We start from the raw sequence: 13,772 nt of genomic DNA on the forward strand, positions 1-13,772 counted from the left end.
CCGCGTGCTCCAGCTCCTGGGCGTGCGGGATGATCTCCTTGTCCACGAACGAGCGAACCGTGGACAGGATCTCCGACTGCACGTCGGTAAGACCGGCGGTCTGCGCCAGACGAGCCATGGTCAACTCCTCACTTTCGCGATGGCACGGGCGAACTCACGCATGGCTGGTTCCGGCACTGTGAAGTAGGTGAAGCCGTACCTCTCGCGGTGGCGCTCAAGGGTGTCGGCCATTTCCCCGGGCGGTCCGGAAAGGATGGTCGGCACCTCCGACAAGTCCCGGTCCGGCAGGTGGTCTTCGAATCGGCGCGCCCCGGCGGCCGCGCGGCGACGGTCACCGTCGGGCGCGAGGGCGTGGATGAGGAGGTTGAGCTCGATGGCGGCGAAGCGGTCCGGCGCGGCGTCGCGAACGTGTGCGACCCGCTGAGCCAGTGCGTCCGGCCCGAGAAAACGGAGGCTACCGGGGTTCGTCCCCGAGGTGGCGCCGCTGAAGGCGACGATGTCGGCGTGCTGGGCGGCCAGGCGCAGCACCCGGTTGCCGTTGCCCGCGATGGTCAGCGGCGGCATCGGATCCTGGACCGGCCGCGGTTGATGCCGCGGATCAGTGAGCAGGCTGCGCACCTCCCGCACTGTGCGTTCCAGGTAGTCGACACGGTGGCGCGCGCCGGCCCAGGGCAGGCCGGCGGCGTCGAACTCGGCCTTGACGTAGCCCGCTCCCAGCGCGACTTCGAGGCGGCCGTCGACGAGTTGGTCGGTTCCGGCGAGGTCACGCGCGAGGAGTGCGGGGTTGTAGAAGCCGGCGTTCAGGACGAAGACGGCCAGCCGTGGTCGGGTTGTGATCTCGGCTGCCGATACGAGTGCCGGGAACGGGGCGGGGAGGCCGAGGTGATCGGGTACGGCGATGACGTCGTACCCGAGGTCCTCCGCTTCCCTGCACCGGGCTTGCCATGCGGTCCGCGACGACGGCGTGAGCAGGTTGACGCCGAACCGGAAGCCGCGCCCGGTCACCGGCCCGCCCGCCGGATCGTGTAGATGGAGTTCTCCCGGTCGGCGGCGACGAAAACGGTCCCGTCCGCACCGACCGCCACTCCCCCGGACCGGGCGTAGGGCTGGGTCAGGTGACCGACCGCGAGACCGTCGGCCAGCACCTGCTGCTCCCCGCGGCTGTTCACCGAAACCACGCGACGGCCACCGGCGTCGAGAACCACTGAGGATCCGTCGGGCGCGACGGCGACCGCCCGGGGCGCGCCGAGTCCCCGTGCGATCTCGGTGACCTCGCCAGACGTGGGATCGATCTGAAGCAGGCGTCCGCCGGTGGCTTCGGCCGCCAGGACGACGCCACGCGGAGTGAGGGCAAGACCAGCCGGGGCACCCAGATTTTCCGCCAGGACACGCGGTCGTCCATCGACGACGCGCAGAACCCGGCCGTTCGCGGGTTCGGACACCACGAGACTGCCGTCGGCGAGTTCGACGGCGTCGGAAGGGTTGTCGAGCCCGTGCACCTCGCCGGCCGGTTCTCCGGTCGCGCGGTCGAGGACCTGCACGGTGCCGATCAGTTCCGAGGTGAGCACGATGTGCTGGGCGGTGACACTGATGCCGGAGGGAAATTCCAGTTCCGAGGACAACCGGCGGGCGAGTTCGGTGACCACCCCGGTGCCCGGATCCACGGTGCGCAGCGCCGTGCTGTCGGCCACGTAGAGGGTGTTCCCGTCGAAGGCGATGTCCTGGGGAAAGGCGAGCGGGCTCGACGTCAGGGTCGTGCGCGCCCCGGTGCCGAGGTCGACTTCGGTCACGGCGCTGTCGGCCATGTTGCTGACGTAGGCGTGGTCCCCCGGGCCGATGACCATGTTGTCGGCACCGGCGGGCAGGGTGGCGACGATGTCCTTCGCCCCGGCGGCGGGGTCGATGCGGATGAGCTGCCCGGTCGCTCCGTCGAGCGCGTAGAGGCGGTCGCGGGAATCGAAGCGGACCGACACCGGCTGGCGGAATCCGGCAGCGACGGTACTGGCCACCCCGGTCCGCGGGTCGATGCGGGCCACCTGTCCGCGCTTGCCGAGCGGGCCGTAGATCATTCCGTCCGGGCCGAACGCGAACGCGTTGAGGGATCCGAGATCGCGGGCGACGAGCCGCGGCGCGACGCCGGCCCGCGGGTCGATCTCCCAGAGCCCGTCGGCGAAGAAGGTCTGCCCGGCGTACAGGTGCTGCCGGGACCGGTCGAAGGCGATCGAGTTGACGCCGGGAAGGTTGTCCGCGACGGTCCGGATCCGCCCGTCGCGGCCACGGCCCTTCACCGCGCCGGCCAGCGGGTCGGTCCAGAAGATCTCCCCCGACGGAGCGACGACGAGATCATCGGAGCGGCCGTTCCGCTGGGGCACGAGACTGTTGATCTGCCCGGTGGCCGGGTCGAGCGCGGAGATGGTCTCCCCGGCGAGGTTGGCGGTGAGGACACTGCCGTCCGGCGCGAGGGCCAGCCCGTTGATGGTGTGCAGGGCGGTACCGGTGACAATGCGTTCCAGGCGGTAGCCCGAGGTGCTGTCGGCGGTCGCGCAGGAAACCGTCGGGACGAGCGCGGCGACGAGCGCCGCGGTGATCACACGTCGATGGGTGAACAAGATCTTCTCCTCCGGCATCGGCGGGTCTCCGGGGCCGCGGGGACCCCGGAGACCCGGCGGTTTCAGCGGTCGAGCTGGTCGGCGCTGGCGTAGACGGACTGGAACTCCAGGTAGTTGCCGAGCGCCTCGGGTCCGAGTTCACGGCCGATGCCGCTGCTCTTCATGCCGCCGAAGGGCGCGCCGAGGTCCTGCAGGTAGTAGTTCACGCCGATCGTTCCGGTCCGGACGCGCCGCGCGACGGCGAGTCCGCGTTCCTCGTCCGAGGTCCACACCGAACCGCCGAGCCCGTACTCGCTGTCGTTGGCGAGGCGGACTGCCTCGTCGTCGCCGTCGTAGGGCGTGACGGTGACGACCGGACCGAAGATCTCCTCCTGCGCTATCCGCTCGCGGTTGTCCACATCGGCGAAGACCGTGGGCTGGACGAACCAGCCGCGGGACAGTCCGGGGGGACGTCCGCCGCCGGCCACGAGCCGGGCATCCGACCGGAGGCCGAGGTCGATGTAGCCGAGGACGCGGTCGAGCTGTGCCTTGCTGACCAGGGGGCCACAGGCGACGTCCGGGTCGAGCGGATCGCCGACGGTCACGTTCCCCGCGTACCGCGCGACGGCCTCCACCACCTCGTCGTAGCGCGAGCGGGGAGCGAGGATCCGGGACTGGACCGTGCAGGTCTGGCCGTTGTTCTGGAAGCAGGCGTTGTCCAGTCCGGCGACGAAGGTGTCCAGGTCCGCGTCGTCGAGCACGATCGCCGCGGACTTGCCGCCCAGTTCCAGGGTGCAGCGGCGGATCAGCCGCCCGCACTCGGCGCCGATGACCCGCCCGGCCGCGGTGGATCCGGTGAACGCGATCTTGTCCACCAGCGGGTGCGACACGAGGGCGGCGCCGGCCTCTCGGCCCGCCACGACGATGTTGAGCACGCCCGGCGGTAGCCCGGCCTCAGCGGCGGCATCCCCGAGCACGTACCCGTCGAGCGCGGTCTCCGGCGAGGGCTTGAGCACGACGGTGCAGCCCGCGGCGAGTGCGGGGGCGATCTTCATCATCGCGAGGACCTGCGGGTAGTTCCACGGCGTGATCGCTCCGACCACACCCACCGGCTGGCGACGGACCACAGTGGACCCGGACGGGCTCGGCCGCACCTCCTCCAGTGGCAGGGTCTCGGCCAGATCGGCGTACATGCGCAGGAGACCGGCCGGAGCATCGCCGTTGAACGCGTTCGACAAGGCGATCGGCATCCCGTTCTCGCGGCTGACCAGCACCGCGGTGTCCCCGGCACGGGCGGCCAATGCGTCGGCGAACCGGCGCATGACCGTGGCGCGTTCGGCGGCCGTGGCGCGGCCCCACGGGCCTTCGTCGAAGGCACGGCGAGCGGCCCGGACAGCGGCGTCGATGTCGGTCTCCGTGCCGAGGGCGGCGACGCCGAGTGGACGTTCGGTGGCCGCCTCCAGCGCGACCTGGGTCTCGGTTCCCCTCGGGGCCACCCACTGGCCGTCGATGTAGAACCGGGTCCGGTTCAAGTCGGTGGTCGATTCCGCCGTGACGCTCATCGTGCCTTCCTTTCGGTGTTCGGATCCGCCGGGGGCCCGATGACCCCCCGGTCGTGCAGGCCGCCGATCTCGGCGGCGGTCAGGCCGAGGACCTCGGCCAGGACGGCCTCGGTGTCCCGGCCGAGCTCCGCGCACTCGCCCGCGGGCCCGTGGTCGCCGTCGAACCGCAAGGGTGAACGGGCGGTGACGGCGGAGCCTCCACGCGGCAGGGTCAGATCGGCGAGCACCCGGTGTGCCCCTGCGCGGTGATCGGCGACGAGATCGGCCATGCCGCGGTACCGGCCCCACAGCACCCGCGCGGCGTCCAGCTCCTTGCCGACCTCGTCGAGATCGCGCGCGGCGAACCAGGGCCGGAGGACCGCCGCGATCGTCTCGCGCAGCCGGTAGCGTTCGGTCTCGTCACACAGGTCCGCGCGCAGCGCCTTCTCGAGTGCCTGGAAGACCTCGACGGTTCCGGTCGCACTCTGCAGGGCACGCCATTGGCCCTCGGTGAGCGCCACGACCATCACGCGCGAGCCGCCCCGGCAGGCGAAGTCGACGCCGAAGCTGCCGTACACATGGTTGCCGTGCCGCGGGCGCTCCCCTCCCCGGTCGGCGGCCTCGGACAGCCAGCCGAGGTTCGCCACCCCCGCGAGCGCGACATCGGACAGGGCCAGCTCGACGAACGCGCCCTCGCCGGTGCGGGCGCGCTGCTGCAGGGCGGCGAGAACCCCGGTGGCGACGCTGAGGCCGGCGATCAGGTCCCAGGCGGGGAGCACGTGGTTGACCGGGCCGGCGTGGTCCTCGCCGCCGGTGATCGACGGAACACCGGCTTCGGCGTTGACGGTGTAGTCGACCGCGGGCCTGCCGTCGGGGTGGCCCTGCACGCGCACGTGGATCAGATCGGGCCGTCGCGCGGCCAGCCGCTCGTGGGCCAGCCAAGGCCTGCCCACGACGTTGTCGATCAGGATGCCACGTCCGGTTCCGGATGCGGTGGCCAACGCCAGGACCAGCTCTTGACCTTCCCGGCTGCGCATGTCGACCGTGACCGAGCGCTTGCCCTTGTTGAGCGAAGCCCAGTAGTAGCTCTCCCCGCCGGGCGCCACCGGCCAGCGGAGGTGGTCACTTCCGCCACCGATCGGGTCGACGCGGATGACGTCGGCGCCGAGCTGGGCGAGGGTCAGGCCGCCCGTCGGACCCGCGACGAAGCTGGCGCACTCGACGACGTGCAGCCCAGCCAGTGGTCTGGTCGTGGTCATCGTTCTCCTCTGTTACGGCCGGGCACGAGGACGGGGCGGCCGGTCACCCGGCGCTCGTCGAGGTCGGTGAAGGCACGGGCGGCGTCGTCGAGCGCGTACGCCGTGACGACGGCCCGCACCCGGCCGTCGGCCAGCATGTCCATGGCATCGGCGAAGGTGGACATCGATGTGGAGCCCGATCCGGTGATCACGGCCTCCTTCGCGAAAACGAAGGCCGGGTGGACCCGCAGCGGCTCACCGGCGACCTGACCGGTCAGCACGTACCGTCCCGCGTGGGCCAGTGCGCGAAACGCCTGCCGGAAGACCGCCGGGTGCCCGGCGTTGTCCAGCACGACGTCGGCGCCGTGTCCGCCCGTGGCGTCGCACACCTCCTGCCAGGCCGAATCTCCCATGGCCACGACGTGTTCCGCGCCCAGGTCGAGCAGCCGCCCTGCCGCGCGGGCGTTGCCGGTGAGGGCGACCACCCGGGCGCCGAGAGCGTGCGCGACCTGCACCGCGTGCAGACCCAGGCCACCGCCCGCTCCGGTGACCAGCACGGTCTCCCCGGCCCGGACCCGCGCGATGCGGCGCAGTGCTTGCAGACCGGTTCCGACGGCACACGCGACGATCGCGGCCTCGGCGGGGTGCACGCCGGGTGGGATCGGCAGCAGCGAGGATTCGCGGAGCACGGCGTACTCCGCGAACCCGCCGTAGGTGAACGACCGCTGCGCGCACCGCAGCTCGTCACCGCCCGTGCACGGGCCGCAGCGTCCACAGGTGCGGAACTGCTTCGCAGCAACGAGATCGCCGAGGGCGAAGCGGGTGACCGCCGACCCGGCCGCCACGACCGTGCCGGCGATCTCGTGCCCGAGCACGGCCGGCAACGGGATCTTCAGCAACCCGGCGCGGTCGGCCTGGTCGTGCCCGCACACCCCGCAGGCGGCGACCTCGACGAGGACTTCGTCGTCGGCCGGTCGCGGTTGGCCGATGTCGGTGACTTCCACGGCCCCCGGGCGGGTCAGCACTGCGGCGCGCACGTTTCGATCACCTTGCCCGGGTTGAGGATTCCGTGCGGGTCGAGCGCCTGTTTCACCGCGTGGTGCAGGGCCAGCACCGGTGCCGCCAATTCCCGCCGGAGCCCGTCGCGTTTGAGCAACCCCACGCCGTGCTCGCCGGTCACGGTGCCCCCCAGGGCGATCGCCTCGTCGAGGATCGCCTCGAACGCATCCTCCGCGCGGGCCTCCGCGTCCGCATCGCCCACGCGGACGATCAGCAGCGGATGCAGGTTGCCGTCACCGGCGTGTGCGACGTTGGCGATGTGCACGTCGTGACGGCGTCCGATGTGCTCGATCTTCTCGAGCATGATCGGGACCGCGGCGCGCGGCACGCACACGTCCTCGGTCAGCACCCGCCCGAGGCGTTCGAGCGCAGGGTAGGCCAGCCGTCGCGCGGTGAACAGGGCTTCGGCTTCGTCCACATCGGACGAGACCGCGGCCCAGGTGGCTCCGGCGCCGGTGAAGCAGGCCAGCATCGTCTCGGCCTCCGCCTCACCCGCCGCGCCCGGCGCGTCGGTGCGGCCGAGCAGCACGGCGTCGGCCTCGGCCGACAGGCCCATGTTCTTCCAGGCGTCCACGGCCGCGAGGGTGTGCCGGTCGATCAGTTCCAGTGCCGACGGGACGAGCCCGGCCGCGCTCACCGCGGCGACAGCGCGGCCCGCGTCGGCGAGCGAAGCGAAAAAGCCGGCGACCGTGCGCTCGGGCCGGCGCGCGGGACGCAGCCGTACGGTGACCTCGGTGACCACACCGAGGGTGCCCTCGGAGCCCACCACCAGCCCGGTCAGGTCGTAGCCGGCGACCCCCTTGGCGGTGCGACGGCCGAGGCGAACCAGTTCCCCGGTGCCCGTCACCACCTGCAAACCCAGCACGTAGTCGCGGGTCACCCCGTACTTGACGCAGCACAGCCCACCCGCGTTGGTGGCCACGTTGCCGCCGATGGTCGACCACGGCGCGCTCGCCGGGTCCGGCGGGTACCACAGACCGCGCTCCGCACAGGCCGCCCGCAGGTGGTCGTTGACCACCCCGGGTTCGACGACCGCGAGCCGCTCGGCGACGTCGATCTCCCGGATCGCGGTCATTTTCTCCGTGGACAGCACGATTCCGCCGTCGACGGCGTTCGCGCCGCCCGACAGACCGGTGCCCGCGCCGCGCGGCACGACGGGGACCTGATGCCGCACACACGCGCGCACCACCTGCTGGACCTCTTCTGCCGTATGCGGACGCACGACGGCGATCGGCTTGCCGTGCGGGGCCCACACTGCCTCGTCGTGGAGGTACCCGGCCGGGTCCTCCAGCAGCCGCCCGGCGGGCAGCGTCCGCCGCAACTCCTCCACCACGCTCACGACGCAGCACCGCCCTGGCCGCTCGCCTCGCGGAACTTGGCCATCCGCTCCGCGAGCTCGGCCCGGTACTGCTCGACGGTGGCGAGCTTGACGTGCTCGTAGCCGCGGACGAGGTCGGGCAACTCGGCCGTGTCGACCGCGAGGGCGTGGGTGTCCGGCTGGACGAACTGGGCGAGGTGCGCGGTGACCCGCTCGTACTCGGCGATCAGTTCGCGCTCCAGCCTGCGCATCGCGGTGTGGCCGAAGGGATCGAGCTTCGTCCCGCGCAGCCTCCGGGCAGCCATCAAACCGCGGAAGACCGGGCGGAACCACGGCCCCAGCTCCAGCTTGCGGCGCATCCCCAGCGCCCGCAGGACTGGTGGGTGCAGGCGGTAGGAGATGCGCGCGTCCTCGCCGAAGCGGGCGCGGATGGCGCGTTCGTTCGCGGGGTCGAGCGACAGCCGCGCGACCTCGTACTCGTCCTTGTAGGCCATGAGCTTGTACAAGTTGCGCGCGACGGCCTCGGTCAACGCGGTGGCGCCCGGTACGGCCGCGGCTTCCGCCCGGCGCACGCGCTCGACGTGCTCGACGTAACGGCGGGCGTAGCGGGTGTTCTGGTAGGCGATCAGGTCCGGCACCCGGATGCGCAGCAGCCGGGCGAGTTCACCGTTTTCGTCGGTGCAGACCGAGTCCAGCAGCACCTTCGCACTCGTCTCGAGGACGGGCGCTGGTTCGGGTTCGCCGCGCAGAGCGCGCACCGTCGCCTCGAATTCCGCGTGGCGCACCACGAACTGCCGTCCACGGCGGAAAGCCTGGATGTTGGCCTGCACCTTGGTGCCGCCCAGGGTGATCGCTTCCTCGATCGCGGCGGCAGGGATCGGCAGGCCACCCAGCTGATAAGCCACCCCGGTGAGCAGGAGGTTGGCGAACTGGTCCTGGCCGAACAGCACCTCGGAGGCTTCCCGCGCGTCGAGCGCGGTCATCGTCGTGGCGTCGGTCGCCTCCCGGATGCGGTCGAGCAGCGCGTCCTCGCCGGGGAAGGCGACACTCGTGTCGGTGACCATGGCGCCTGTCGGCACGCGCGCCGTCGAGACCACGGCGATGGTGCGATCCGGATCGGCGACCGCCAGGTACCGCGGGTCTGCGGCCACGAGCACGTCCGCGCCGAGGTACAGGTCGCACTCCCCCGCGGCCGCCTTGTTGGCGCCGGCGTCGCCGATCTTGACGTCCGAAACCACCGCGCCGCCCTTTTGCGCGAGCCCGGTCTGGTCCAGCGAGCGGACGGGCAGGCCCGCGATGGCCGCGGCCGTGCCGAGGATCTGCGACAGGGTCACCACTCCCGAGCCGCCGACGCCGGTGATCCGCACGGTGAACCGGTCAGCCGGGACGGCCCGTGCGGGCTCGGGCAGCTCGGCCGGGATCGGATCCGCGACCGGCCGCCGCGCCCCGTCCGCGCCCGGGACCACGGTGAGGAACGACGGGCAGTCCCCGGCGAGGCAGGAGAAGTCCTTGTTGCACGAGGACTGGTCGATGCGGGTCTTGCGGCCGAACTCGGTGGGCACGGGCTGGACGGACAGGCAGTTCGACTTCGCACCGCAGTCACCGCAGCCCTCGCACACCCGCTCGTTGATGACCACACGTGCAGCGGGTTCCGGGGCGAGGCCGCGTTTGCGCTTGCGGCGCAGTTCGGTCGCGCATTCCTGGTCGTGGATCAGCAAGGTGACGCCGTCGACGCGGGCGAGCGTCTCCTGCGCCTCGGTGAGCCGGTCGCGGTGCCACACCTGGACACCTCGCGCGAGGCGGACGCGCCGGTAGCGACGGGGATCCTCGGTCGTGACGATGATCCGCCGCACGCCTTCGGCCTGCATCGCCCACGTGATCTGCGGGATCGTGAGCACGCCCGCCGGCTGCTGGCCGCCGGTCATCGCGACCGCCGAGTTGTACAACAGCTTGTAGGTGATGTTGACGCCGGCGGCGACCGCGGCGCGGATGGCCAGGCTTCCGGAGTGGTGGAACGTGCCGTCGCCCAGGTTCTGCAACAGGTGGTCCCGGTCGACGAACGGGCTCATGCCCACCCACTGCGCGCCCTCGCCGCCCATCTGCGTCAGGCCCGTGATCTCCCCGCTCTGCTGCGGGCCGGTCATCAGCACCAGGCTGTGGCAGCCGATGCCGGCGCCGACCAGCGACCCGTCCGGCGCCTTCGTGGAGGTGTTGTGCGGGCAACCCGAGCAGAAGTACGGCGTGCGGGTGGCCAGCGGCAGGGAGATGGTCCGCCGCGGGGGCCGCCACGCCTCGATCGAGGGAAAGTCGCCGTGCGCCCGGAGCCGCACCGCCAGTGCCCCGGCGATGGTGTCGGGATCCAGTTCACCGGCTGCCGGGATGAGGGCGGCGCCGTCCGGTCCGCGCTTGCCGCTGATCGCCGGCGCGTCCGCCCGGCCGTAGAGCAGATCCCTCAGGGCGGCTTCGATGAAGGACCGCTTCTCCTCCACCACGATGATCTCGCGCAGTCCCGGGGTGAACCGCTCGACGACCGTGGGCTCCAGTGGGTGCACCATCGCCAGGTGCAGCAGCCGCACGCCGCGGCGGGTCAGCTCGGCGTCGTCGAGTCCGAGGATGCCCAGCGCCTGCCGCACGTCGTGGAAGGTCTTGCCCGGAGCGACGATCCCGATCCTGGCGTCGCGACCGACGATCGTGTCGAGACCGTTGGCAGCTGCGTAACGGCGGGCGAGTTCGAGCCGGGCGCCGTCCCGGGTGCGTTCGAGCCGGCCGAGATCCGGCTGGAGCATCCTGGCGGTCATCTCGTGCGTGAACGGACGCCCGTCCACGACCGGATCCGGTGCCACCGGGCTGATCCGCTCGGGATGTACCCGGACCGGTCCGGCTCCGTCCGCGACGTTCGTGGCGATCTTGAGCCCGACCCACAGACCGCACACGCGGGACAGCGCGACGGCGTGCAGCCCCAGATCGAGCACGTCCTGCGGGTCGGCCGGGTACAGCGTCGGCATGCCGAGGTCGGCGAGCAGCAGCTCGGAGCTGCCGGGAACGGTCGAGGACTTCGCCGCCGGGTCGTCGCCGACCAGCGCGAGCGCGCCGCCTGCCGGGTGGGTACCCATGAGGTTGTTGTGCCGGAGGGCATCTGAGGCACGGTCGAGGCCCGGGGACTTGCCGTACCAGTAACCCGTCACACCGTCGACCCGGCGGTGCGGTGAGGCCGCGGCGAGCTGTGCACCCTGCACCGCCGTCGCGGCCAGCTCCTCGTTGACCCCCGGGCGGAACACGACACCGTGCTCGGCCAGCAGCTCGTGCTGCCTGCCCAGTTCGAGGTCGTAGCCACCGAGTGGCGATCCTTCGTAACCGGACACGAAAGCCCTGGTCCGCATCCCCGCCCGGCGGTCGGCGCGGCGCGCGTCGACCGGCAGCCGGGCCAGCGCCTGCACGCCGGTCAGGTGGAGGAGCCCGTCGGTCACCAGGTAGCGGTCCTGGAGACGGCGGGCGGCGGGGTCGGTCATGGCGTGGTTCCTCCGTGCGGCAGGGACAATGCGGGCGCGAGGTCCCGGAGCTGGCCGAGAACGGGCGCGAGGCCCTCGCCCGGTGCGGTCAGGGGGTGGATCGCGACGTGATCGGCGCCGGCGTCGAGATGCTCGCGGACCCGTGCCGCGACGGTGTCCGCGCCGCCCCAGGCGATCAGGGCGTCGACCAGCCGGTCGCTGCCCCCGCCGTCGAGATCGTCGTCGGTGAAGCCGAGAGCACGCAGGTGGTTCACGTAGTTGCGCAAGGCGAGCCGGGTGGCCACGTGTGCTCGTGCGATGGTGCGGGCACGCCCGGCGTCACGGTCGACGACCACCGCCTGCTCGGGCGCGAGCAGCGGCCCCGGTCCGAGGCGCTCCCGCGCCGTCGCCGTGTGCGAGGGCGGGACGAAGAACGAGTGCATGCCCTCCGCCCGGTCACGGGCCAGCTCCTGCATACGCGGCCGCAGCGCCGCCAGGACGCGGGGCACTGGCAGGTCCGGTCGCGGTCCCCGGTAGGGGGCGGCGTCCAGCGTGTCCAGGTACTCCCGCAGCGCCGTGCGAGGCCGGTCGTGTCCCCGCCCGCGCCCGGCCTCGGCGTGACTGGCGCCCAGGCCCAGCACGAAACGCCCCGGAAAGGCCTCGCCGAGGGTGTACGCGGCCGCAGCGGCGGCGATCGCGTCCCGAGCCCAGATGGTGGCGATGCCGGTGGCGACCGTGATCCGCGCGGTGGCGCCGAGCAGGAGCGCGGTGTGGGTGAAGACCTCCTTGTGCGCCGGTGATTCCCCGACCCACAAGGCGCCGTAGCCGAGAGCCTCGATGGCCGCGGCGGCGGAGGTGCCCAGCGCCGCGGGAACCTCGCCGAGTACCGACAGCCACACCCCGGCCGGCCCGATCCGGTTCGCCAGGTCGCGGCCGGAGCTCACGCCGGACCCCCGGGTCCGAACTCCGGCAGGAACACCGAGTCCCCGACCTCCCGGAACGACACCACGACCGGCTCACCGATCACCGGATCGGCCGCGCCCGTCCAGGTCGTGGTCAGGTTCGGCCCGCTGTCCAGGCGGATCTGCACCACGACGTAGGGCACCTCGTCACCGGCGAAATACCTCTTGTGGAACCGGACCCACGTGTGCACGCGGCCGGTCCCGGGGTCGGTCACCCAGCCGACGTCGGTGCTGAAATCGCGGGGGCAGACGGGCCCTGGCGGCCAGAACCGGTGCCCGCAGGAGCGGCATTCCGGGATGCGCAGTTCGCCCCGGGCCGCACCGTCGAGGTGCTCGACGTCCTCGGGGTAGCGGATGGGCAGTGGTCGTGCAGCGGTCATCGAGGGTCACCGGTCCTTGCAGAAGATGAGCGAGTCGCCGAACGGGGTCGCCCACTGGACGACCTCGCAGCCAGGCACCTGCCGCGGCCCGGCCTGTCCGCGGAGCTGGCGGGTGGCTTCGATCAGGTGCCCCCACCCGCAGAGGTGGGCCTCGGAGAGCAACCCGCCCGCGGTGTTGGTCGGCAGGTCGCCACCCAGCTCGATCCGGCCGTCCTGCAGCCAGTCGAGCGCTTCACCTTCGCCGGTGAAGCCGAAGCGTTCCAGCACGAACACGACGTTGGGCGAGAAGGCGTCGTAGAGCTGGAGCGAGTCGACGTCGCCCGGCCCGGTGAGCCCGGCCATCCGGTACACCGGGTTGGCCTCGGCGCGGCGGGTGTCACCCTGGGAGAAGACCCCCAGCCCGGGCGGCGCGAAGATGAACTCGTCACGGCCGGCGTGCAACCCCTGCATCCCGCTGACGACGACCGCGGGCTGACGCAGGTCCCGCGCGTGTTCGAGGGTGGTCACCAGCAGACAGCCGCCGCCATCGCTGAGCAGCGCGAAATCCGGCCGCCGCAACGGTTCCACCACGTACGGCTCGGCGGCGTAATCCTCGGGCTCGAGCGGCTTGGTCATCTGCGCGTTCGGGTTCAGGCGCGCGTGGCGGCGGAACGCCATCGGCACGGCCGAGATCAGCTCGGGGTCCTTGCCGTACCGGGCGCAGTACCGGCGCAGCGCCATCGCCGCGCCCGCGCCCGGCGCCGTCATCCCGTAGTGCGGCAGTTCCCCATGGGAGCCGCCGCCCTGGCGCAACCCTTCCAGGTCGTCGGCACCGCCCACGACACCGAGCCCGGAGAACGCCACCCCGGCCGTGCAGGCGGCGACCTCCGCCGTGCCGAGCGCCACCGCCTGCACGGCGGCCTGCAACGCGGGTCCGACGAACCGGCCGTGGGTCCAGGTCTGCACAGCGGCGCGAATCCGCAGGCCGAACGCCTCGGCCATCCGGTCGTAGTCGACGGCCAGCGGGTAGCCGACGTTGGTGAACAGGCCGTCGACGTCGTCCCGGCCGAGACCGGCGTCGTCGAGCGCGAGCCGGAGGGCCTCGGCGGCGAGATCGAGACCGCTGCGCTCCGAGGTGCGCGACAGTTCCGTGACCCCGACTCCGACGATGGCCACCTGGCGCAAGGGCCCGAGGGGCATGATGTGTCCTTTCTGGACG

10 protein-coding genes are annotated in these 13,772 nt (G+C 72.2%); all 10 read right to left on the minus strand.

The window, feature by feature from the left end:
- Positions 1–120: 120 nt before the first annotated feature.
- Genes L2C96_RS32330 through L2C96_RS32375 form a run of 10 tightly spaced genes read right to left on the minus strand, consistent with a single transcriptional unit; the run spans position 121 to position 13,753 of the window.
- Complete coding sequence (locus L2C96_RS32330) at positions 121–1,005, minus strand: TIGR03621 family F420-dependent LLM class oxidoreductase (RefSeq protein WP_237338894.1); 885 nt, start codon at positions 1,003–1,005, stop codon at positions 121–123.
- Entirely contained in the window at positions 1,002–2,627 is a 1,626-nt protein-coding gene (locus L2C96_RS32335) for an outer membrane protein assembly factor BamB family protein (RefSeq protein WP_237338895.1), read from the minus strand. The genes L2C96_RS32330 and L2C96_RS32335 overlap by 4 nt, the downstream gene beginning before the upstream one ends.
- 44 nt (positions 2,628–2,671) lie before the next feature.
- Positions 2,672–4,150: an aldehyde dehydrogenase gene (locus L2C96_RS32340; protein ID WP_237338896.1), complete on the minus strand. Its 1,479-nt coding sequence runs from the start codon at positions 4,148–4,150 to the stop codon at positions 2,672–2,674.
- Entirely contained in the window at positions 4,147–5,388 is a 1,242-nt protein-coding gene (locus tag L2C96_RS32345; RefSeq protein ID WP_237338897.1) for a CoA transferase, read from the minus strand. The genes L2C96_RS32340 and L2C96_RS32345 overlap by 4 nt, the downstream gene beginning before the upstream one ends.
- Entirely contained in the window at positions 5,385–6,404 is a 1,020-nt protein-coding gene (locus L2C96_RS32350) for an alcohol dehydrogenase catalytic domain-containing protein (RefSeq protein ID WP_237338898.1), read from the minus strand. The genes L2C96_RS32345 and L2C96_RS32350 overlap by 4 nt, the downstream gene beginning before the upstream one ends.
- Entirely contained in the window at positions 6,386–7,765 is a 1,380-nt protein-coding gene (locus tag L2C96_RS32355; RefSeq protein ID WP_237338899.1) for an FAD-binding oxidoreductase, read from the minus strand. Before L2C96_RS32355 ends, L2C96_RS32350 begins: the two co-directional genes overlap by 19 nt.
- Complete coding sequence (locus L2C96_RS32360; protein WP_237338900.1) at positions 7,762–11,253, minus strand: indolepyruvate ferredoxin oxidoreductase family protein; 3,492 nt, start codon at positions 11,251–11,253, stop codon at positions 7,762–7,764. The genes L2C96_RS32355 and L2C96_RS32360 overlap by 4 nt, the downstream gene beginning before the upstream one ends.
- A complete protein-coding gene (locus L2C96_RS32365; RefSeq protein WP_027929377.1) occupies positions 11,250–12,176 on the minus strand; it encodes a TIGR03620 family F420-dependent LLM class oxidoreductase in 927 nt (308 codons plus the stop codon). Before L2C96_RS32365 ends, L2C96_RS32360 begins: the two co-directional genes overlap by 4 nt.
- A complete protein-coding gene (locus L2C96_RS32370; RefSeq protein ID WP_051362554.1) occupies positions 12,173–12,574 on the minus strand; it encodes a Zn-ribbon domain-containing OB-fold protein in 402 nt (133 codons plus the stop codon). The genes L2C96_RS32365 and L2C96_RS32370 overlap by 4 nt, the downstream gene beginning before the upstream one ends.
- Positions 12,575–12,580: 6 nt before the next feature.
- The gene (locus L2C96_RS32375; RefSeq protein WP_237338901.1) at positions 12,581–13,753 is read right to left on the minus strand and encodes a thiolase family protein; all 1,173 of its coding nucleotides are present in this window, start codon (positions 13,751–13,753) and stop codon (positions 12,581–12,583) included.
- Positions 13,754–13,772: the final 19 nt, after the last annotated feature.

It is taken from the genome of Amycolatopsis tucumanensis (assembly GCF_021654135.1).
Lineage (GTDB): Bacteria > Actinomycetota > Actinomycetes > Mycobacteriales > Pseudonocardiaceae > Amycolatopsis_E > Amycolatopsis_E tucumanensis.